The sequence below is a fragment of the Peribacillus aracenensis genome (genome assembly GCF_025175645.1).
Classification (GTDB): Bacteria; Bacillota; Bacilli; order Bacillales; family DSM-1321; genus Peribacillus; species Peribacillus aracenensis.
Genome location: NZ_JANZMJ010000007.1, coordinates 38,435 through 59,580, shown reverse-complemented (window position 1 = coordinate 59,580; position 21,146 = coordinate 38,435). Strand labels below are relative to the sequence as shown.

Sequence of the window (21,146 nt, the reverse complement as noted above, 5' to 3'; positions counted from 1 at the left end):
GACGGGAAGGAATGAATTTCTGAAATCAACTCGGATGTTTTATTTTCTGTTGCCTTAAATTTTCACCAAACTATATGGCTTTTGCACTTTTACGTTTTTTTACATCTTCTTAACGGGACCGACATGGCACTAAGTTAAAATGATGATGGGTAACGAATAAGAATGGGGGGGATTGGCATGAAGGTTGAATTACATTGTCATACGAACATTTCAGATGGTTCCAGTTCTTTTGAAGAACTATTGGAGGTTGCAAAAAGGGAGAGCATTGGCCATTTAGCGATTACGAATCACGATACAACGATGAGATTGCATGAGATGGTGGAACGGGGAAAGGAAATAGGAATTGAAATCATCCCTGGTATAGAAGTTTCTGGTTATGACTTTGCAAGAGGAAGGCGTGTACATATTTTGGGTTATTTTGTTGAGCCTGGTCATAAGGCACTTGAGGAGCTATGTAATCCACTGATTCATAAGAGGAATGCAGCTTCTGAAAAAATGGTGGAACGGCTGATTCATGCAGGATATCGAATAACTTGGGATCAGGTTTCTAAATTCAAGGGAGGAACCGGCGTTTATAAACAGCATATTATGCTGGCACTAAGGGAATCGGGGTATACGGATTCTATCTATGGAGATTTGTATAAGAAGATCTTCAGTCGCGGCCAAAATGGAGAAGAGCCAGGCATTGCTTTCATTCCTATGGAGTATGTGGATGCCATCCTTGCTGTGAAGGCGATACGTGCTGCCGGGGGCGTTCCGGTCCTTGCTCATCCTGGACAATACGGGAGCTTCGAAATGATTCCTGATCTTGTAGAAGCAGGGCTTGAAGGGATTGAGGTTCTTCATCCGCATCATGGTCATGAAGAAGAGGAAAGAGCGATTTCATATGCAGATCAATATAATCTCATTAAGACAGGAGGTTCGGATTTTCATGGGGATTATGGGGAGAAGCCGATTCGGCTTGGCAGTATGAGCCCTGGAAAGGAATGTGTGGATGCTTTGAAATTAAGGAAAAAAAGCATGTCCATTAATGATGTGGTATTGAAAAATATCGATTTATGAAGCCAGGAAATTTTGCTGTGAAAGCGACCTGATGCAGGATGCTGTAATGAAAAGGTCCATAAAAAAATATTCCCTTTCGTTCTGGTATTTGACCAGGACTTTTTTTTTTACAAGAAAATCATGGCTTCGCAACACAAATCGAAAGGAAGCTTAAAGTATCATCTTGATGCTAGAATTGGGAAATATGGGTTCTGCCCATCTATCAATTTGGTGCATCCCCGACAGAACGTTCGTTTCATAGAATGCATGAAAGAAGACCACAAAATGAAGTGGTCTCTTTGTTTGGAAGTCGATTTAAATGTTGTCAATGTCATGAAATGCTTATATAAGGGCGGACTTTATTTCTTGTATCTGTTTGATATGCCTTTGTTCATGTAAGGATAATAATTCAATCCATTGATCCAATGAGAGGTCCCCGAACAGAGGATGCTTGGCTTTCTTTCTATTTAACAAGATATCTGAATTCATATCATAAAGAACCTGTAATAATCGATCCCTTGATTCTCCCAGCAAATCCATAAGGCTCGATAATTGAAATGGGGTTGAAGAGGGTGAAACGATGTCAGGGGCTACGAATTTCTTTGTCCTATTAGTTACCAGGTAAATGTTTTTTTGAATGATATTATTAAAATCCCTTTCCCGAATGCCATTTGCTATAGCTTCTGTAAAAACCTGTTCCGTAAGATATAAATGATGGCAAATTTGGGCGATGCCCCATACTTCAGGTGCTGGCTTATGGTGGAGCATTTTTTCATCCAACTCCGTAATTTCCTCTATTAACTGTTTTCTTGATTCGAATAGCAAATCATACTCGATATAATTCATGAGAACTCCCCTTTTGTGACACCCCATATGAAAGCATCACTGAATTTTTGATATAGGAAAAAACAAAGGGATATCTGACTGCATAAAGAATGCAAAAAAACTAAGGTGATACGATATGGAATTTATTAAAAAACACAATGATTTCAAAAGGATCATGATTTTAATTCAATGATGGAATATGAATGTGATTGCAGGGGTGTGATACTATACTATGCATTTAAGGAAGGTTTCTATTTGGGAAAAATCGTAAAAGGTATGTCGCATTGTACAAAAAAGCATGTTTCAAGTGTAAGACATTGGTTCAAGGATTGGCTTTTATGTTATCTTGAGGAAGAGATGCAGAGCTGAAGTCAGGTCTGTACTTCCAGGGACTACATTTTTTCTGGAGCTTTGATACCCTATCATGCCTATGCAAAAAAGTTAAGTTTATGCCTGCTTAGAATGTTTCGCTTCATTTACAAGAATGCGACGTCTAGGGCTTCCTCTGATGAGCAGGAAAATGTAAGTTGGCATCCAAAGGGAAAAGAAACTAAAAGAAGCTGGACATTGGAATTGATTATATCTGAATTATAGCACAGTTAATATTTTCCTAGAAATGATTATATGAAAAAAGACGGAAGGTTTACACATCGTCTTTTTCCTTTTTATATTTGATAGACTATCAAGAGAAAAGTTGCTAACGCAATGGGGAGCTTATAAACTGAGGATGGACAAAATGGACGAGGATGGTGAATGACAATGGCTAAAACAATAGTAGAAAAACTGAATTTACATAAATATGAAAGGGTGGCAGTCTTGAATCTGCCAGCTGGGGCGGATTATTTAGCAGAGCTGCCGGATTACGATACAGAGCTTACTGAAAATGCCTATGATCTTATATTTGCTTTTGTATTGGATATGGATTCTTTAAAAGGAATCGTGGATAAGGTGATCGAGAATAATCATTTGAGTAAAAACGGCTATATTTATTTGGCTTACCCCAAGAAAGGTAATAAAGAATATGCTACATATATTCATCGTGATGATCTGATGCAAGGCCTTGGTGCGGATGATGATGGCTATGTTGGCCCGAGTGACCTGAAGTTTGCACGTATGGTCGGGTTGGATGATGTCTTTACGGTAGTCGGACTGAAAGAAGATTCGAAAAATAGGAACCGTCCATCTACTAAAGCAAGCCAATCAGTAGATGATTATATCGAAATGATTTCCGAAATTGAGAAAGATTTGCAGGATTCTCCTGATTTGCTTGCGTTCTATCAATCACTTACCCCGGGGTATCGTAAGGATTGGGCCCGTTACGTGTATAGTGCAAAACAAGAGGCTACTCAAGTGAAACGGCGCAAGGAAATGAAAACGATTTTAGGAGAAGGTTACAAGAGCAGGGATCTATATCGAAGAAATAAATGAGGGTGGGGAATGTTCTTCCATTCTCTTTTTTTCATGTTCTGTTCATCCTATCAAAAGCATATACTAGACCGAATCCGAACTTAAATCGTAATAATTTTGATTTGCGAGGTGACAGAATATGCTTTTGAAACGATACACGGGAAATTTGCTGTTAGTGATGCTGCTGTTTTCGATGCTGGCATTCTTTTTCCTAGGCGATGTATTCATTCCCGAAGCGCTTGATTTCTCGGGCTACCCGGTGCTTCACTCTGTGTTCGTCGTGTTTTTGGGATTGTTTTTAGAATCGATTCCTTTCCTGTTCCTGGGGGCCATTGCCTCATCGTTCATCCAGTTGTTCATCAGTGAGGAAATCATTCAGCGGATGATACCAAAAAGACCCCTGACGGCCATTTTTGCTGCGATAGGGGCGGCGCTGGTCATTCCGGTTTGCGAATGTGCAATCATCCCGGTCGTCCGGAGATTGATCCAAAAGGGTGTCCCGGTCCATGCAGGTGTGGTCTTGCTCGTAACTGCCCCAATATTGAATGTCATCGTGTTCGGCTCAACTTATTATGCGTTCCAAAATAATCCGGCCATTCTATATGGAAGAATCATTCTTTGTGTCCTGACGGCCATAATTGCAGGTTTATTCATTCATATATTCAGCACGAAAGATGTGGTGAAAGAGGAGAGGCTGGAACTGGTACACGGGCATGAACATGATCTTCAGTCCAGTAAATGGACAAGCTTCATGGAACATACTTCACAGGAGTTTTTTATGGTCGGCAGATACTTTATCATCGGGGCCTTGTTTGCCAGTGTATTTCAAGTGTTTATGGATCGGTCCGTAATGGCCGGTATTGGTCAGGCGCCAATAAAAGGCACGGCATTGATGATGGGAATTGCATTTTTGCTTTCACTCTGTTCATCAGCCGATGCATTCGTTGCTGCCTCCTTTTCCCATAGCTTTCTGCCAGGCTCCATACTCGGTTTCCTTGTATTTGGTCCCATGCTGGATTTGAAAAATGTCCTGATCATGATGTCCTGTTTTAAACGGAGCTTCGTCGTCATGTATGTCCTGCTTGTTTTCGCAGTCGTCTTCAGCCTATGCCTGATTGCAAGTGGATTGATCAGTAAGGGGGGCTTCTGATGAAACGTTTATTTATCCAGAGACTTGAAGGATTGCTGCTGCTTGGACTGGGTCTCATGATCTTTAAATTGTATGTTTCAGGATCTTTAACGAAATTGATTGCACCCAAAATGATTCCATATGCATTGGCGGCGCTTTTTGCCTTTTTAGTGATCAGCCTTATCCGAATGAAAAAACAAAAACAAGGTGGACATCATTGTGATTGCGGATCGAATGGAGAGTCTTCCGCGTCCGCACTGGTCCTGAATTATAGTTTGTTCTTCATTCCGATTCTTCTGGGCTTCATCTTGACCGATTTTACATTAAGCGGGGAAGTGCTGGCGAAAAGGGGGCTGGCGAAGCAGCAGACACAGATGGTAAGTTCATATGATTCAGGGAAACATGCGAATGGGGAGAAGATCTCGGTAACCGATGATAATTATTTTGAAGTACTGGATGATTTACTGAACAACCTCGATACGATCGAGGGGAAGGAAATAGAGATTTCGGGGTTCATATACCGTGAGGATACATTTAAGAAAAAACAAATGGCCATCTCCCGCCTCTCCATGTCCTGCTGTGTGGTCGATGCCACGTTATATGGATATATGGTCAACGGGAATGTGGAAGGAATGAAGACGAATGATTGGTATACGATTACAGGGACATTAAAAAAAGGAAGGTATAAAGGGGAGCCCGTACCTATGATCGATTTAAAGGAGTCGAAGAAAATAAAGGCACCCGAAGAAGCTTATTTATATGAAAATGTACAAATCATTCAGTAGAATTGGAAAACCCGGCAAAAGATGCTTTTGCCAGTCCGGAAAATCGTGCACTGCGGTCGAAAAAACGGAAACGGCGCCATTTGTTCAGGAGCACGTAACATAGTATAATGACCTTACCATGGATAGGGCGTAAGGGGGGATAATCATGTCTTCAGGTAATCGAAACAATCAAATCGGACCGCCGCGTTTCGCTATAGCCATTCACTCTCTGGTTTGGCTCGCCCAAAGCGAAAAGCTCCTGACAAGTTCGGCAATCGCCTTAAAGGTGAAGTCACACGCCACTTTTTTAAGAAGGGTGATGGCCCAGCTTGCAGCTGCGGGGATCGTTGAAACAAAGGAAGGACGGGAAGGCGGATATAGCTTGAAGGTGCCTGCGTCTCAGCTTACTTTGGCGGATGTGTATCAAGCGGTAAGGCCCGAATGCCTTGTTTGTATGGAAACGAGCGAATGCGGTGAAGTCGGGAAGCAGCTGGATACGGCATTGGAGGAAATCATGAACGAAGCCGAAAAGGAAACATTGCGCCTGCTAAAGGGCTACACATTGGAAGAATTCATGAAAAAAGTCGACTTCACCAATTTTGAAAATGAGTGTCTGGGGTAATATCCTTGCAAGAGGATACCCAGGATTATATAATGTGCTTAATGCGATTGCACTTAAAATGAGGAGGTAGTTACATGAAGGTGGAAATTTGGTCGGATTATCAATGTCCGTTCTGTTATATAGGAAAGCGTCGATTCGAAGAGGCGTTAAAGCAGTTTGAAAATAATGATCAGGTAGAGGTCTCATTTCGCAGTTTTGAGTTGAATCCAGAGGCTGAGCGGGATATCAATATGACTCAAAATGAAATGTTGGCCAAGAAATACGGCATGTCCCAAGCGCAGGTGGAAGCGAGCAGCCAAAACCTGACGCAACAGGCTAAAGAATTGGGACTCGATTATCATTTGGACAAAGTGGTCTTAACCAATTCGTTCGATGCTCATCGCTTGATGCACTTTGCTGAATCAAAAGGTAAAGAGAAAGAAATGAATGAACGCCTATTTAAAGCTTACTTTACCGAAGGCAAACATATTGGCGATCACGCTACATTGGCTAGTTTGGCTGAAGAGGCCGGCCTTGAAAAGTCCGAGACGGAGACCATGCTGGCAGGAACGGCTTTCACGGCAGAGGTTAGGGGAAATGAGCAAGAAGGAAGCCTGCTTGGTATTACAGGTGTGCCCTTCTTCGTCATTAACCGCAAGTATGGAATCTCCGGCGCCCAGCCAACGGAAGCATTCCTGGATACGCTAAAAAAAGTATGGGCTGAGGAAAATCCGCTTACAATCGTGAATGATCCAGCAACAGGCGACACCTGTACGGACGGTTCTTGTAACGTGCCTGAAAAATAATGCAGATATGAAGAAGGGGACCCAAAACTGGGTCTCCTTTTTTACTTAAAAAGGAAATGTTATGTACGGCAAAGAATATAGTATATATAGGATGGATTTTCGAAAAAGTCCGAAATGAAAGGGAGCTAAGATGTGTATATAATGATTGGAATACTAGTCTTCGTGATTGCCTGTGCAGTAACTGCCAAACTAATTTCCTATAAATATTGGACATGTATCTATACGGCATTCGGGAATGACGATTATTTTAAAGTGGTTGCGAAATTGGAAAGGGAAGGGATACGATTCAAAACGAAAACGCCTATGAATTTAGGCTCTGATAACTTTCAAAATCGCCATGAAAACACTCAATATGATGTTTTTGTAAAAAAGGAACAGGAGCATATTGCCCAAATGGCCGTTCACAAAAGTTAATAAAGTGAAAATCTGGCTGTACTGGTGGCAGCTTTTTTTAACTGTGTTCCAAACTCACGAGTATTTGCCCCGAACTCACGAGTATTTGCCCTAAACTCACGAGTAAAAGCTCGAAACTCACGAGTATTTGCCTCAAACTCACGAGTAAAAGCCCGAAACTCACGAGTATTTGCTCGAAACTCACGTGTATTGGACTTATAAGTAGAAAAATGCTGCCAATCTACTTTTTCATTGAATTTATATAGGATAAAAGAAAGAAAAAGCGTTGATTTTGATATCGAATTCGTTTTTTATAGTTTCAAAGACTGAAAATTTGTATAATGGGTGAGATGGATTTAATTGAATGTACATATAGGAGGGGCATGGATGAGTAAGCTTAATGGCAGGACCGTTGCTTTATTGGGAGCGAGGAAGACGGAAGAACTTAGTAAGATCGTTCAAAATCTTGGGGGAGTCCCGCTCGTTCGCCCGGCACAGGGGACGGTATTCCTGGATGATTCCCATTTGGAAGAAGATGTCGCCCGGTTGATGGCAGGGGAGTTCGATTGGATCATCCTGACGACGGGAGTGGGGACGGAATTATTATATAAAACGGCAGTGAAGATGGAAGCGGGAGATCGTTTCATTGAAGCTTTACAGTCCATGAAAATTGCAGCCAGGGGCTATAAAACGGTGAATATGCTGAAAAAGCTTGGCCTGCAGCCGTTAATCCGGGATGATGATGGCAGTACGGCAGGGCTTGTTCGCAATCTGGAAGGCCATCTGCCTGAAGGTGTGAAGGTCGCTTTGCAGCTTCACGGCGATCCGGCGCCTCTTTTGATGAACTGGTTGGATGAACAAAAAGTGGAACATAAAGAAATCCTGCCATATGAACATATACCGCCCGAAAAAGAAACGATGCAACAGCTGATCCAAGAAATCCTTGAAGGCAAAATCGATTCGGTTGTGTTCACGAGTGCACCGCAGCCGCGAAATTTAATGCGTTTTGTCCGTGAACAAGGTGTGGAGGATAAGATAACCGACCTGTTTGCATCAGATGTAATTGCTCTTGCGGTCGGAAAGGTAACGGCGCAGGTGATAATCGATGAAGGGATCGAGCGGGTCATATATCCTGAAGATCAGCGGATGGGCAGTGCAATGGTGGAGCTGGTGAAATATTATCAGGGAATAGCAAGCAGATAGGAGTGAATTCGGCATGACCAAGGGCAAGGTCTATTTTGTGGGTGCTGGTCCGGGTGATGTGGGCCTTATTAGCGTAAAAGGTCAAAAAGCGATTGAAAAAGCGGACATCATTTTATATGACAGATTGCTTAATCCAAAGCTGTTGGAGGCTGCCACCCTCGATTGTGAATTGATATATTGTGGCAAGACACCTTATACGAATGGCATCAGTCAAGGGGAAATCAATGATCTGCTTGTTTCCAAAGCAATGGCAGGGCACCGGGTCGTCCGGTTGAAAGGCGGGGATCCTTCCGTTTTTGGAAGAGTAGGGGAGGAAGCCGAATCGTTGAAAGATGCGGGAATCCCATTCGAAGTCATTCCGGGGGTTACGTCCAGCATTGCTGCATCCATGTACGCGGGAGTCCCCGTCACGCATCGGGATTATGGACGTTCCTTTGCGATGGTGACGGGCCATGACCAAACGAAGAAGGATATGGATTGGAACGGGCTTGTGAAAAGCATCGATACGGTTGCCTTTTATATGGGTGTGGCCAACCTTCCGTATATCCGTGAAAATTTGATCAATCATGGAAAGCCGGGGAATACACCGGCACTCGTCATACAATGGGGCACTTATGGAAGACAGGAAAGTGTTGAAGGGACTTTGGATGATATCGTTGAAAGGGTGAGTGAAAGGTCGCTTGGCAATCCTGCGATCACCTTGGTCGGGGATATCATTTCACTAAGGGGAAAACTGCAATGGTTCGAAAAGAAGCCACTGTTTGGGCAACGGTTTTTAGTGGCCCGGACCGGGACGGCAAAAAGTTCCTTGGCAGAAACCCTGCATGAACTTGGCGGCGAAGTCATCGAATTTCCTAAATGGAATGCGGCCAAAGTGAAAATAGATGAAAGTCAGCTGCTCTCTTTACTTTTGTATGATCGGATTCTCTTCACTTCTCCCGAAAGTGTCCATGGATTCTTGGATTCACTCATTGAACATGCTATTGATTTCCGCCGGATTTCTTCTAAACTTTATGTGTTATCAAGGAAATCGAAAAAGGCTTTACAGCAACGGGGGCTGATGGCCGAGCTCAAATCCGAGATGTCGGAAGCCGGAACCTTGTTGGTTGTTGGTGATCGAAACAGAGATCAAAGAGACCTTGCTCATGGGGACGGAGACTATTTTCAATCAGTCGATAAATCCGTCGATGAAAGGTTTCTTGAAATCCTTCCGAGAATGCTGGAAGGGATAGCTGTCGGAACGGTACTATTTTCGAATCGGCATTCAGTTGATATGCTGATGAAATATGGGGAAAAGGCAGACGTGGATGTTGAAGGGCTGCTAAATCAAGCCCTCATCGGGGTAATCGGGGAAAGTACCGGCGATAGACTTAAAGACTATGGATTTACATTGAACATGATGCCGAAAGAACCGTCTGTCGAACAATTGGTGGAGTTGATCTTGAATAGGAATGTTTTTTAGGCTCTTATGAAAACAGAGTCTATTTCCTCTGGAGGGGATTCGTGATGCATACTCGAAGAAATGTTGTAGGGTGATTTCATGTTTAATATGGGCGATATTTTATCGCAATTATTCTACATTGCCCTGCATGTTCTGTTATTCGTAATGATTGTGAAGGCGGTCCGTTTCTTTATAAAACATATGACAAAGATGATTAACCTGGAAAGTAAAAGAGATGAATATATGATCGATTGAAAAAAGGGAATGGAGTTGGCCAACTTTACCAAATGGACGTTCATAAGATTTTGGGGAGTAAGGAATAAAAGTCTTTTATTTCTTCACAGATTGGGTATTATATATACGTGACTTTTCCAGGGAGGCGAAGTAAATGAAACGGACATGGGAATTCGTATTAAGTATTTTAGGTGTGGGTATCGCTGTTATTTTTTTAATCATGACGATCATAGCGGCCGTTTATCTCAACAGTATCGATATGAAAGAAATGATGGACTACTCTTTAATGACAGATTCAGAGTTTTCCTCGTCTGAGGTTGATATGTCGATCAAGTTGTTCATGGGCATACTATGGGCTGGAATCATATCGCTGTTCATTGCATTGGCGGGCGGTTTGATCTCTATCTTTCTATTAAAAGGCGGCAAAGCGAAGGGAGCCGGAATCTTATTGATCATTACGGGCATTCTGACGATCTTTCATGTTTGGCCGCTTTTTTTCTTCATCATACCGGGTATCATGTGCCTTGTAAGGAAGCCGAGGGAAACGGTGGAAGTGATCGTATGATCCGGCACTATACATAGTGTAATTTGAAAACAAAGGAGCTGACCCGAAAATGCGGGTCAGCTCCTTTGTACGTGAGGATATTCCAGGGGGATATTCCTATTTATACCTGCAATCACCAGTCTATCATGTTACTATTATTATAGATTTAAATATAAATAGACTGGAGTTCAATCAATGAGGATACCTTTAATGAAGGTTGGGGCACTGACCTGTTTAACGCTCGGTTTGTTCAATGGACAGGCTTTTGCGGAGTCTGGAATAACCAATGCGTGTTCATCATTCGGTAAGATTCAATCCAATGAAAACCCTTCCCATAAGCAAATTAACTGCTTACTGACGAATGCGGCAATAGAGGCCGAAATCCCCCCTGAAGTGGTAAAAGCGGTGGCTACCCAGGAAAACGGGGATTGGAGGCAGTTTAATGAGGACGGTACACCGAATAAATCCGGCGATGGCGGTATCGGTCTAATGCAGCTTACCAATAAAAGTGGGTATGACCAGAAAAAGCTGGAAAATGATATAGTCTACAATATCGAGGCAGGCGTCGAGGTGTTGAATGGCATGTATTCAAGAAGGGATTTGCCCAAAATCAAAGGTTCAGGACGAAGGGGCATCGAAAATTGGTATTTCCCTGTCATGGCATACAACGGGACAAAACCGGTTAACAGTCCTCTTTACAAGGAAAACGGGAAAATAAATCCGAATGCCTATCAAGAGGAAGTTTTTGCCGAGATAGAAAAACAAAGTTATTTGGATGGCACAAAACTGGCCAAATATCCATTCAAAACAACGGACTTTCAATATGATCGGGAAAGCACCGAAAATATCATCTTTAAAAATCTTGAATACACACTGACAGATCAAACGCATGACTCTGTTTATTGGTTCAAGGCCGGAGACAAAGTTTTGACGACATCCAGTGCGAATATCAGGAAAGAAATAAGCACTACGGCAGGAGCAGTGCTTGTGCCACCCAATACAAGCTTGATCATCACAGGGAATTTTGACTATCACGAATCTAAAGGAAATAAATTTGTCTTTTACCCCGTACAAACGGAAGACAAGAGTATTAAGGGATATGTTTCATCGGCTTACATATCCAATAGGCCATCGGGTGTCGTGCCCATCAAGGATACGAATAAACCTGTGATTTCAGGAGCAACCGGTAAATCGATACCATTCAACTCAACTTTCAATCCTAAAACCAGCGTAAAGGCGAAGGATGATAAAGATGGTGACTTAACGAGTGCCATACGTGTGGAAGGTAAGGTGGATGCCAAGAAAGTGGGCACCTATGCTTTGACTTATACGGTAGCGGACAAAGCTGGGAATGTTGCCAAGGTCATAAGGAAAATAACCGTTTATGACAAAGTCAAGCCGGTGATTTCCGGTGCCGGGAATAAAACCATCAAACTTAATTCTTCATTCAATCCAAAAACAAACGTGAGTGCCAAGGATAATGCCGATGGCAGCTTGACTAGTAAAATCAAAGTGACGGGTACAGTGAATACGAAGAAAAAGGGGACCTATACATTGAAGTATACGGTCACCGATTCATCGAAAAATGCAGCGACAGTCACAAGAAAGATCACGATAGACGGCACCAAGCCAGTCATCTCGGGAGCCAATAGTAAAACCGTCGGCTATTATTCGACATTCAACCCTAAATCCGGCGTATCCGCGAAAGATAACCTGGATGGCAACATGACTAGTAAAATAAAGGTGACAGGTACGGTGAATACAAAGAAAAAAGGAACGTATACATTAAAGTATACAGTCACCGATTCATCGAAAAATACTGCGACAGTCACAAGAAAGATTACGGTAGACAGCACCAAGCCGGTCATTTCCGGTGCAAAAAGCAAAACCATTGCCTATAACTCGTCATTCAATCCTAAATCAGGTGTATCCGCGAAAGATAATCTTGATGGAAGTTTAACAAGTAAGATCAAAATAACAGGGACTGTGAATACGAAGAAAAAAGGCACCTATACATTGACTTACACAGTTACGGATAAATCGAAGAACAAGGCAGAAGTAAAACGGAAAATCACTGTTAAATAGAAGGGAAAAAGTCAATTTCACAATACATTTTTACCGTGAATTCTCGTTTTTTATTTCCTTGTATTACTACATGCCAATTCTCGAATATGGAAATAATTATTGTACAGTGCGATTTTTACTGTGAATTACGAAGGATATTATTTATTTTAAGTAGGTTCTGTTATCTATCGTTGTTGATTTCTTTTATTAAACTATTCGGAAGTAGTTGTAAATTTAACATTTTAAAGTAAGAGCATTTCTTTGTTATGAGAAATGCTTTTTATTTTTGTCAAACTTAAAAGGGTATTTCAATAACAATAATAATATAATAAAAAACAATACTAATTTATTGTAAAACAATAAATTATGTAGTAAAGTCAAAACTGACATTTAATAAGTGAGGTGCACTTTATGAAACGAGGAACAACACTCTTTTTGAAGGTGGCTGTTATTCTTATTGGAATCCCAATTCTCGCTTTGTGCATATTTTTAGTGCCTAAGATTGGGGATTTTGCTGGAGAATTGTATCCAAAAATGGATTATATGAAATCTCTCGTTTTAATCGATATGTACGCAGCAGCGATTCCTTTTTACTTTGCTCTGTATCAGGCTTTTAAACTTTTAAGCTATATTGATAAGAACCAAGCGTTCTCGGAATTATCGGTAAAAGCTTTAAAGAATATAAAATACTGTGCCATCACAATCAGTACCTTGTATCTGCTAGGTATGCCGCTCTACTATCTCATGGGGAAGAGAGTTGACCCTCCAAGTTTCATGCCAATCGGATTGGTCATTATTTTCGCCTCTATGGTTATCGCCGTTTTTGCTGCTGTCCTCCAACGGCTTCTAAAAGAAGCGATTAACATAAAATCAGAAAATGATTTGACGGTCTGAGGTGGAGGATATGGCCATTATTATTAATATTGATGTGATGTTAGCAAAACGAAAAATGAGCGTAACGGAGCTTTCGGAGAGGGTTGGAATTACTATGGCCAATATTTCCATTTTGAAAAATGGAAAAGCAAAAGCGGTTCGTTTTTCAACATTAGAAGCGATATGTAAGACTTTGGATTGTCAGCCAGGTGAGATTTTGGAGTATAAAAGCGACGAAGACACTCAATAAAAATGGCTGTTTTCGCATACTTTGTTGCTATTCACCAAGTAATGCGGTGTGGTTGATTTCCCCTCCATTGCTCGCTTTCCGCTGCTCCCGCAGGAGTCTCGCACTTCCGCTCCAATCAACCTTAAATCGTTTTGTTTTAAAAACAACAATCTTTACGAAAAGAGCTATAAAAATAGACAACAAATTTATTTAATTAAAGGTAGTCGATGGAGAATTGAAGGGATAGCCATTAAGCTATCCCTTCTTTGCGTTTATTGATGGTATTTAATCAGAGAATTCCATTGATATTAGTGAGAAAAAATATGATGCGATTTGCAATGTTTTCACCTCAAAAGGGAACTTGTTACGCAATAGGGGGATCCTTTTTTTTGCTGTCTGAATGTGTTTGGCTGAAAGATATGCATATATAATGGTAGAAAGTGTTCAGCGATTGATTCTCCAGGGTGGAGTGGATATTGATAAAAATGTTATAATTGTAAATACATGTAACGAGAAGTAATCTGAAGGGGGATTGTTTATGGGCAAAGAACACGGGCATGTGAACTGGATGGATCAGATTTTTAAGGAATATGAAAGGGACGGCGGGCTGAAGAATAATCCCGGCTTTGGAAAACCGCTTCCGGAGTCGGCGCTATCGGGAAATATATATGACAACTTCTTGGCGAAGGCCAAAGATGCCGGCTACCTTCCGCTTTGGATAAAATGGCAAAAAGAAATTCGGGAAGAGCTGTCCGGATTGGTTCTATTGAAAAAAATGAATGGAACTGAGTCTGAATTAATGAAACGAATTGATGAAATAAATGAGAAAGTCCGTACATATAATGCGATTTGTCCAGCCAAGATGCAGCGCAGGGAAATAGAGTGGGAAAGCATTGAAATCCAACACGAAAAATGGAAGTGATTGACAATGTGTAAAATGTGGGTATTTGTATGACGTGATCATTAAAGGTTTATGATATAATGACATGAATAAAAAACGGAGAGAGGGACTTCGATTGGAAAAAAGAAAAGAAGTTTTTTCATGGATAAAAGCGATATTGATTGCAGTCATTCTAGCTTTTTTAATTCGAACGTATATTTTTGCACCGATTGTCGTGGACGGTGAGTCAATGATGCCGACTCTGCAAGACCACGAAAGAATTGTTCTTACCAAGTTTGGAACGAATATCGATAATATAGACCGGTTTGACATTGTCGTTTTTCATGCAACGGTAGATAAAGATTATATAAAAAGGGTAATTGGTCTGCCAGGTGACCATATTGAATATAAAGATGATACGCTTTATATTAATGGGAAAGCTTATGAAGAACCTTACTTGGACAAATATAAGAATCAGATGGCAGGGGTGCCGCTGACTGAATCCTTCAAGCTAGAAGATATTACAGGCAGCATGACAGTACCGGAAGGCCAGTTGTTCCTTATGGGGGACAATCGCCAAAATAGTTTGGATAGCCGTGAAATAGGCACGATTTCCGTCGATGAAATTGTCGGCAAGGCGAATCTAGTGTATTGGCCAATCAATGAAATAAAGCTTGTGAATTAAGAAGGAGCGGACTCAGGTTAGAGTCCGCTTTATTGTTGCCGTTTTTCAATTCGATTGAATAGCATTTTATACAGGTATTTCAACAAAAAACGTGTCCATTCTATTTTTTTTTCTATTTTTTTTAGGAAAACCAACTCATTTGGGTTAAATTAGGTTATCCTATTAAAAAAGAGTAATCACGTTACCCAGGCCCGCGTAAGAAAATGGATTACTTTAAAAAAGGGTGCTGAGATGGAGTACTTTAGATGGATATAATAAAAGACTTAATATCAAACTATGGTTATTTTGCGATATATGGACTGTTGGCCATTGGGATTATTGGCTTGCCGGTACCTGATGAGTTCATGATGACTTTTGTCGGATATTTGTCATCCATTTCCGTTTTGAATGTCCAAGGAGCATTCCTTGTCAGTTTCCTTGGATCGATAACCGGGATGCTTGTCAGTTATTTCATCGGAAAAAAGGTGGGGAAACCTTTTTTGAGGAAGCATGGTAAGTGGATCAAAATGACCCCCGCGAGGTTGGAGAGGTTGGAGGAATGGTTCAATAAATACGGTCCTTGGACCATCATCATAGCCTATTTCATCCCAGGAGTCCGTCACTTCGCCAGTTACATTTCCGGTATGAATGGGATGGGGAAACGAAAGTACTTTATCTTTGCAGGAGCAGGTGCTTTCAGCTGGTGTTTGGTATTTACGACTTTTGGTTATTTTATTGGTGTGTTAACGTAACTCATTTCAACTTACCAAATTCCTTCATTGAATCAGAAAATCCCGTTTCTGGATCTTTAGAAACGGGGTTTTCCATTTCTGCTTATAATTATTGAGCTGAGTATCCGCCGTCGATGACAAGCTCGGCACCAGTTACGTATGAAGCTTCATCGGATGCTAGATAAAGCACGGCATTTGCAATATCCGCCGGCTGACCCAAACGTTGTAATGGAGTTGCTTTGATCATTTGGTTCACTAACTCTTTTGACTCTTCCAATTTTTGAGTCATTGGTGTTTCGATGATACCAGGGAATACGGCATTGACACGGACGCCCATGCGGCCATATTGCGTTGCGGCAGCCTTGGAAATGGCACGAACGGCTCCTTTTGAAGCTGAGTAAGAGTTCAAGCCCATTCCGATTTGAGCAGTGAAGGAAGAAATATTTACAACTGCGCCTTTACCTTCTTTAGCCATGTGAGGAATAACGTGTTTCATTCCAAGGAATGGTCCAAAACCATTGATGCTTAACATTAGCTGCCAATCGGCCAAAGTCGTATCGTTGATGCCTTTTTCTGTTGAGATACCGGCATTGTTTACCAAAATGTCGATTTTGCCAATTTAGCTATAACTTCATCCGTCACCTTTTTCCAGCTTTCGTCTGAAGATACATCAAGTACAGTTCCATGGACATTATCCAGTTCATTCACAACAGCTACAGCTTTTTCATTGATATCAGCAGCAATGACTTGTGCTCCTTCTTTTGTGAATAGGTCTACCATTTCCCTGCCCATACCAGATGCTCCGCCGGTGATAATGGCTACTTTATTAGTCAATCTTCCCATCATGATCACTCCTAATTAGTTGTTATAACGATGAATATATGTTCAAATATAGTGCAAAAGTTATATTATCAACGAGCAATACTATAACTCCTTCAAGAACCTGTCAAGCATTTTTTTCGGCTTGCGAATATCCTTTTTCTTGCTGGAAAAGAAGGTACATGTATGCCTTTGAAAAAATGGACTTCCCATAACTGCTGCGAGTTGAAAGCGGTATCAATCTTTCAATCTTCTAATTATTGAAACCGGAAATTATCAATATCTAAATAGCTTTACCCGTTCTATTTGAAATGATTCACAAGTAATCTTGTAGAGGCATCTCATGCATACCGGGGAGCACCATATATTCAATTCTAGTAATTAAAATTGAATACTGCAATCTTTTTGTACTTTAAATACAATTTTTTATAACGTCATTCCAATTCTAACTTTTCGGAATTTTCATGTACATAGGAGGTCATCATTATATGAATAACAGAGCGTATCTTTCCTTGGCCATCCCGCTTACGATTTCGACGATGAGTACGCCCTTGCTCGGTGCGGTCGATACGGCTGTGGTTGGAAAGTTGAGTGATCCCGCTTATATTGGCGGGGTGGCTGTCGGAACCATTATTTTTAATACGATGTATTGGCTTTTTGGTTTTCTACGGGTCAGTACATCTGCCTTCGCTGCACAAGCGGAGGGGGCACGGGATGAAAAGCAAAGCCTGATGGCCTTGATTCGGCCTTTTTTCATTGCAGCGATTATCGGCCTGCTTTTTATCGTGATTCAAAAACCCATTTTGAATATCTCGTTAGGCGCAATCGGTCCTGAATCGGACGTTTCCGCCTTTGCCGCAGATTATTTCGGCATCCGGATATGGGGTGCGCCTTTTGCATTATTGAACTATGTCATCTTAGGCTGGTTAATCGGGAAATCCAGGATAAAAACATCTTTGTTCATTCAAGTTTTCATGAACGTGATCAATATTGTCTTATGCCTCGTTTTTGTAAATGGCTTTTCATGGTCTGTATCAGGGGTTGCTGCCGCTTCATTGATATCAGAGATTTCCGCTTTTTTGCTGGGCTTGTGGGTGATCAGGAAAGCGGTTAACGTACCGGATTCGTTTTCATTCCGGGAGGGGTTCGATCGGGCTTCCCTCAAAAAAATGATGGTGGTCAACAGGGATTTATTCATCAGGACCATTTGCCTGATCACGGTTTTCAATCTTTTTACGGCCAAGGGAGCCACTTTCGGGACAGAGACACTGGCGGCCAATGCCGTACTCATTCAAATCCATTACCTGATGGCCTATTGTTTTGATGGCTTCGCGAACGCGTCGAGTCTTCTGGTAGGGAAGGCGATTGGTTCGAGAGATATAAACCTTTATAAAAAAACACTCTCACTTTCGGCACAGTGGGGCTTGTATGCCTCGGTCATACTTGCCGCATCTTACTACCTGTTCAGTGATAAGGTCATTCTCCTTTTCACGGACATTCCCGGCGTCATCGAACTGGCCCATGAATATGGACTTTGGATAGTCCTATTCCCATTCAGTGCCTTTATCGGACTCATTTTTTATGGAGTGTTTACCGGGGCGACAGAAGCCGTTCCAGTAAGGAATTCAATGCTCCTTGCATTATTGGCTTTTCTACTTGTCCAATTCACAGCGGTCAGCAATCATGGCAATCATGGATTATGGCTTGCATTCCTGGCTTTCAGTTTAGGACGGTCCGTTTTTTTAGCTCTATACATCCCAAGGCTGAACCGAAAAGTAACAAAGCTTATGGATGCCGATAGTCTAATGAAATCATCTTCTTTTTAATAAAAGCTCTTTTCGTAAAGATTGTTATTTTTAAAACAAAACGATTTAAGGTTGATTGGAGCGGAAGTGCGAGACCCCTGCGGGAGCAGCGGGACAGGTGAGACCTCACAGGCGTTCAGGCCGAGGAGGCTCACCGCCCGCCCCGCGGAAAGCGAGCAATGGAGGGGAAATCAACCACACCGCATTACTTGGTGAATAGCAACAAAGTATGCGAAAACAGCCTTAATAAAAGAGGGTGTTTTTTTGAAAATGCAGGGAATTTTATCGGTAGTTTGATGTTGGCGATAATACGGGAATACGAAGAATAGGTAGCAACGCTTGGCGAATCAGGTAGTAAAAGTGATAAAATGAAAAATATATATAAAAGAGGAGTTGTCGTATTTTGAGTGAATTGAATTGGCGAGAAGAAGTTGAAAAACGGAAAATGGACTTATTACTGGATACACAAAACTTATTGAAAATAAAAAGTGTACTGGATGAAGAACATCCGACAGAGGAGGCCCCATTCGGTAAAGGGGTGAAGGAAGCGCTTGATTTCATGCTCCAATTGGGCGAAAAAGACGGTTTTACTGTTAAAAATGTCGATAATGTCGCTGGCCATATCGAAATGGGTGAAGGCGAGGAGTTAATCGGGATATTATGCCATGTCGACGTGGTACCTGAGGGAGATGGCTGGAGTTCGGATCCGTTCGGCGCTGAAATCCGCAATGGCCGCATATATGCTCGCGGGGCAATCGATGATAAAGGGCCGACGATGGCTGCTTATCATGCGATGAAGCTGGTCCGGGAACTGGGAGAACCCTTGAACAAACGTGTGAGGATGATCATTGGAACCGATGAAGAATCGAACTGGCGCTGCGTTGACCGTTACTTTGAAGTGGAGGAAATGCCCTCGATCGGCTTCGCACCAGATGCTGACTTCCCGATCATCAGTGCGGAAAAAGGAATCTGGGATTTCTCGGTTATACACCCTGCCGATGCAGGAAATGGCACGAATTCTGAAGTGAATGTTATGGAATTTTCTTCAGGTCGAAGGACGAATATGGTACCGGATTTTGCTACGGCCATTGTGGAAGCGGCCAACCCTGCTGAAGTGGCGGCAAACTATCAGGATTATTTGCAAAAATACTCATTGGGGGGCCAGGCCGTTCCGCAGAAAAATCAAGTACTGCTTGAAATGAAAGGTGTCTCGGCACACGCGATGGAACCGAAAAATGGCAAGAATGCAGGTCTGCATTTAGCTGTATTTTTAGCTGATCTTACTCTTGATCCGCATGCGAAAGCCTACTTCACTTTCATAAAGGATCGTTTGTTTGAAGATTCCCGCGGAAATAATTTAGGTGTGGCTTATTCAGATGAGCAAACAGGAGAATTGACGGTCAATGCCGGCGTTTTCAATTATTCCAAACAAGGTGACAGCTCGATTGGTTTCAGCATGCGTTATCCTGTGACGTTTGAATGGGAACAGCAAAAAGAGGCATTGGAAGAAAGACTTGCGGCATATAATTTGAAAGTGAAGACCAATTCGCATTCAACTCCACATTATGTGGACAGTGATAGCTTCTTGATTAAGACGTTGCAGGAAGTTTATAAAGCGGAGACAGGTGATGAAGCTGAACTTCTTTCGATTGGCGGCGGCACATACGCGCGTTCATTGAAAGAAGGCGTTGCATTTGGCCCGCTTTTCCCTGGCAGCGAAGACATTGCGCATCAGAAAGATGAATATATTGATATTGAAGATATGCTTAAGGCTACGTCCATTTATGCACGTGCCATTCAAGAATTGGCTAAATAAGAGGCAAAGAGGGAGTAAGACATGGGGAAAATCATTTTTAACGGCGACCTTAAAAGCAGGTCCGAAGTAAAGCTAGATATTGAAGACAGGGGATATCAATTCGGAGATGGCGTCTATGAAGTCATCCGGGTTTATAATGGCGAATTATTTGCGGGGGATATGCATTTGAACCGGCTGATGGACAGTGCGAAGTTGATACAGATGAAGGTTCCCTTCACTGCAGCGGAAATCAAAGCCCGCATGGAAGAGCTGATTGCTGAAGATCAACTGAGGGACGGTATCGTCTATATGCAGCTGACAAGGGGCGTATCTCCGCGTACACACTCATTTCCGACTGTAGAGGTGGAACCGGTCTTTGTTGCCTATACCAAGGAAATGCCTTATACAGGGAAAATCAAACTAGGGGTCAAGGCTGTTACCACCGACGATATACGCTGGATGCGCTGTAATATCAAGAGTTTAAATCTACTGGGTAATATAATGGCTAAACAGCAAGCGGTAGAAGCCGGCTGTGATGAAGCCATCCAGCATCGTGATGGTACGGTGACGGAGGGAAGTTCGTCAAATGTCTCAATCGTGGTGGATGGACTACTTAAAACGCATCCGGCCACAAACTTGATCCTGAATGGAATTACGCGTCAGGTGATGCTGAAACTTTGCGCTGATCATGGGATTCCATATGTCGAGGAAGCCTTCACCGTCGAGGACATGATGGCAGCCGACGAAGTCCTTTATACAAGCACAAGCGTTGAAGTGACACCAATTATTAATATCGATGGCCAATCGATTGCAGCCGGGGAACCCGGTCCGATAACCAAAAGACTGCAGAAACTGTTTTCCGGGGAAATCGAGAAGCAATGCGGTTCCGTTAAATAAA

General features: G+C 42.1%; 21 protein-coding genes and 1 pseudogene. 20 read left to right on the top strand and 2 right to left on the bottom strand.

Features of this window, described 5'->3' with window-relative positions:
* Positions 1-177: 177 nt before the first annotated feature.
* Positions 178-1,062 carry a PHP domain-containing protein gene (locus N0M92_RS09540; protein ID WP_260285490.1) on the top strand — a complete coding sequence of 295 codons (885 nt, stop codon included), beginning with the start codon at positions 178-180 and terminating at the stop codon, positions 1,060-1,062.
* Positions 1,063-1,383: 321 nt separating this feature from the next.
* Here the strand turns inward: N0M92_RS09540 and N0M92_RS09535 are convergent, their stop codons facing one another.
* Positions 1,384-1,887 (bottom strand): DinB family protein, encoded by a 504-nt coding sequence (locus tag N0M92_RS09535; RefSeq protein ID WP_260285489.1) that lies wholly within the window; start codon positions 1,885-1,887, stop codon positions 1,384-1,386.
* A 738-nt stretch (positions 1,888-2,625) separates the two neighbouring features.
* Here N0M92_RS09535 and N0M92_RS09530 point away from each other — a divergent pair.
* The 16 genes from N0M92_RS09530 (at position 2,626) to N0M92_RS09455 (ending at position 15,850) form a co-directional block, all read left to right on the top strand.
* Entirely contained in the window at positions 2,626-3,294 is a 669-nt protein-coding gene (locus N0M92_RS09530; protein ID WP_260285488.1) for a YdeI/OmpD-associated family protein, read from the top strand.
* Positions 3,295-3,412: 118 nt separating this feature from the next.
* The gene (locus N0M92_RS09525) at positions 3,413-4,423 is read left to right on the top strand and encodes a permease (RefSeq protein WP_260285487.1); all 1,011 of its coding nucleotides are present in this window, start codon (positions 3,413-3,415) and stop codon (positions 4,421-4,423) included.
* The gene (locus tag N0M92_RS09520; RefSeq protein WP_260285486.1) at positions 4,423-5,187 is read left to right on the top strand and encodes a TIGR03943 family putative permease subunit; all 765 of its coding nucleotides are present in this window, start codon (positions 4,423-4,425) and stop codon (positions 5,185-5,187) included. Before N0M92_RS09525 ends, N0M92_RS09520 begins: the two co-directional genes overlap by 1 nt.
* Positions 5,188-5,332: 145 nt before the next feature.
* Positions 5,333-5,788 carry an RrF2 family transcriptional regulator gene (locus N0M92_RS09515; protein WP_063232644.1) on the top strand — a complete coding sequence of 152 codons (456 nt, stop codon included), beginning with the start codon at positions 5,333-5,335 and terminating at the stop codon, positions 5,786-5,788.
* Between the two features lie 74 nt (positions 5,789-5,862).
* The gene (locus N0M92_RS09510) at positions 5,863-6,573 is read left to right on the top strand and encodes a DsbA family oxidoreductase (RefSeq protein WP_260285485.1); all 711 of its coding nucleotides are present in this window, start codon (positions 5,863-5,865) and stop codon (positions 6,571-6,573) included.
* 141 nt (positions 6,574-6,714) lie between these two features.
* The gene (locus tag N0M92_RS09505; protein WP_260285484.1) at positions 6,715-6,987 is read left to right on the top strand and encodes a hypothetical protein; all 273 of its coding nucleotides are present in this window, start codon (positions 6,715-6,717) and stop codon (positions 6,985-6,987) included.
* A gap of 366 nt (positions 6,988-7,353) precedes the next feature.
* Positions 7,354-8,169 (top strand): uroporphyrinogen-III synthase, encoded by an 816-nt coding sequence (locus N0M92_RS09500; RefSeq protein WP_260285482.1) that lies wholly within the window; start codon positions 7,354-7,356, stop codon positions 8,167-8,169.
* Positions 8,170-8,182: 13 nt separating this feature from the next.
* Entirely contained in the window at positions 8,183-9,631 is a 1,449-nt protein-coding gene (gene cobA / locus N0M92_RS09495) for a uroporphyrinogen-III C-methyltransferase (RefSeq protein WP_260285481.1), read from the top strand.
* A gap of 78 nt (positions 9,632-9,709) precedes the next feature.
* Positions 9,710-9,865: a hypothetical protein gene (locus N0M92_RS09490; protein ID WP_260285480.1), complete on the top strand. Its 156-nt coding sequence runs from the start codon at positions 9,710-9,712 to the stop codon at positions 9,863-9,865.
* Between the two features lie 133 nt (positions 9,866-9,998).
* A complete protein-coding gene (locus tag N0M92_RS09485) occupies positions 9,999-10,409 on the top strand; it encodes a DUF4064 domain-containing protein (RefSeq protein WP_260285479.1) in 411 nt (136 codons plus the stop codon).
* Between the two features lie 174 nt (positions 10,410-10,583).
* Positions 10,584-12,473 carry an immunoglobulin-like domain-containing protein gene (locus N0M92_RS09480; RefSeq protein ID WP_260285477.1) on the top strand — a complete coding sequence of 630 codons (1,890 nt, stop codon included), beginning with the start codon at positions 10,584-10,586 and terminating at the stop codon, positions 12,471-12,473.
* 390 nt (positions 12,474-12,863) lie between these two features.
* Positions 12,864-13,346 (top strand): DUF2975 domain-containing protein, encoded by a 483-nt coding sequence (locus N0M92_RS09475; protein ID WP_260285476.1) that lies wholly within the window; start codon positions 12,864-12,866, stop codon positions 13,344-13,346.
* A 10-nt stretch (positions 13,347-13,356) separates the two neighbouring features.
* On the top strand, positions 13,357-13,575 hold the full coding sequence (locus N0M92_RS09470; protein WP_096339021.1) for a helix-turn-helix domain-containing protein: 219 nt from the start codon (positions 13,357-13,359) through the stop codon (positions 13,573-13,575).
* A gap of 517 nt (positions 13,576-14,092) precedes the next feature.
* Positions 14,093-14,476 carry a DUF1992 domain-containing protein gene (locus N0M92_RS09465; RefSeq protein ID WP_260285475.1) on the top strand — a complete coding sequence of 128 codons (384 nt, stop codon included), beginning with the start codon at positions 14,093-14,095 and terminating at the stop codon, positions 14,474-14,476.
* 94 nt (positions 14,477-14,570) lie between these two features.
* Positions 14,571-15,119, top strand: coding sequence for a signal peptidase I (gene lepB, locus N0M92_RS09460; RefSeq protein ID WP_192206107.1), 549 nt, complete (start codon positions 14,571-14,573; stop codon positions 15,117-15,119).
* A gap of 245 nt (positions 15,120-15,364) precedes the next feature.
* Positions 15,365-15,850: a DedA family protein gene (locus N0M92_RS09455; protein ID WP_192206106.1), complete on the top strand. Its 486-nt coding sequence runs from the start codon at positions 15,365-15,367 to the stop codon at positions 15,848-15,850.
* An 88-nt stretch (positions 15,851-15,938) separates the two neighbouring features.
* Here the strand turns inward: N0M92_RS09455 and N0M92_RS09450 are convergent.
* Positions 15,939-16,672, bottom strand: a pseudogene (locus N0M92_RS09450) (SDR family NAD(P)-dependent oxidoreductase).
* Between the two features lie 464 nt (positions 16,673-17,136).
* Here N0M92_RS09450 and N0M92_RS09445 point away from each other — a divergent pair.
* From N0M92_RS09445 to dat, 3 genes are all read left to right on the top strand, one after another.
* On the top strand, positions 17,137-18,474 hold the full coding sequence (locus N0M92_RS09445) for an MATE family efflux transporter (protein ID WP_260285474.1): 1,338 nt from the start codon (positions 17,137-17,139) through the stop codon (positions 18,472-18,474).
* 382 nt (positions 18,475-18,856) lie between these two features.
* Positions 18,857-20,269 carry a dipeptidase PepV gene (gene pepV / locus N0M92_RS09440; RefSeq protein ID WP_260285473.1) on the top strand — a complete coding sequence of 471 codons (1,413 nt, stop codon included), beginning with the start codon at positions 18,857-18,859 and terminating at the stop codon, positions 20,267-20,269.
* Between the two features lie 21 nt (positions 20,270-20,290).
* A complete protein-coding gene (gene dat / locus N0M92_RS09435) occupies positions 20,291-21,145 on the top strand; it encodes a D-amino-acid transaminase (protein WP_260285472.1) in 855 nt (284 codons plus the stop codon).
* Position 21,146: the final 1 nt, after the last annotated feature.

Bases quoted from the DNA above. Each gene is read 5' to 3' on its own strand.
- N0M92_RS09535 (WP_260285489.1), bottom strand. From the start codon at position 1,887: ATGAATTATATCGAGTATGATTTGCTATTCGAATCAAGAAAACAGTTA.
- N0M92_RS09455 (WP_192206106.1), top strand. From the start codon at position 15,365: ATGGATATAATAAAAGACTTAATATCAAACTATGGTTATTTTGCGATA.
- N0M92_RS09505 (WP_260285484.1), top strand. From the start codon at position 6,715: ATGATTGGAATACTAGTCTTCGTGATTGCCTGTGCAGTAACTGCCAAA.
- N0M92_RS09530 (WP_260285488.1), top strand. From the start codon at position 2,626: ATGGCTAAAACAATAGTAGAAAAACTGAATTTACATAAATATGAAAGG.
- N0M92_RS09525 (WP_260285487.1), top strand. From the start codon at position 3,413: ATGCTTTTGAAACGATACACGGGAAATTTGCTGTTAGTGATGCTGCTG.
- cobA (WP_260285481.1), top strand. From the start codon at position 8,183: ATGACCAAGGGCAAGGTCTATTTTGTGGGTGCTGGTCCGGGTGATGTG.
- dat (WP_260285472.1), top strand. From the start codon at position 20,291: ATGGGGAAAATCATTTTTAACGGCGACCTTAAAAGCAGGTCCGAAGTA.
- N0M92_RS09490 (WP_260285480.1), top strand. From the start codon at position 9,710: ATGTTTAATATGGGCGATATTTTATCGCAATTATTCTACATTGCCCTG.
- N0M92_RS09500 (WP_260285482.1), top strand. From the start codon at position 7,354: ATGAGTAAGCTTAATGGCAGGACCGTTGCTTTATTGGGAGCGAGGAAG.
- N0M92_RS09485 (WP_260285479.1), top strand. From the start codon at position 9,999: ATGAAACGGACATGGGAATTCGTATTAAGTATTTTAGGTGTGGGTATC.
- N0M92_RS09475 (WP_260285476.1), top strand. From the start codon at position 12,864: ATGAAACGAGGAACAACACTCTTTTTGAAGGTGGCTGTTATTCTTATT.
- N0M92_RS09540 (WP_260285490.1), top strand. From the start codon at position 178: ATGAAGGTTGAATTACATTGTCATACGAACATTTCAGATGGTTCCAGT.
- N0M92_RS09480 (WP_260285477.1), top strand. From the start codon at position 10,584: ATGAGGATACCTTTAATGAAGGTTGGGGCACTGACCTGTTTAACGCTC.
- N0M92_RS09510 (WP_260285485.1), top strand. From the start codon at position 5,863: ATGAAGGTGGAAATTTGGTCGGATTATCAATGTCCGTTCTGTTATATA.
- N0M92_RS09520 (WP_260285486.1), top strand. From the start codon at position 4,423: ATGAAACGTTTATTTATCCAGAGACTTGAAGGATTGCTGCTGCTTGGA.
- N0M92_RS09515 (WP_063232644.1), top strand. From the start codon at position 5,333: ATGTCTTCAGGTAATCGAAACAATCAAATCGGACCGCCGCGTTTCGCT.
- N0M92_RS09445 (WP_260285474.1), top strand. From the start codon at position 17,137: ATGAATAACAGAGCGTATCTTTCCTTGGCCATCCCGCTTACGATTTCG.
- N0M92_RS09470 (WP_096339021.1), top strand. From the start codon at position 13,357: ATGGCCATTATTATTAATATTGATGTGATGTTAGCAAAACGAAAAATG.
- N0M92_RS09465 (WP_260285475.1), top strand. From the start codon at position 14,093: ATGGGCAAAGAACACGGGCATGTGAACTGGATGGATCAGATTTTTAAG.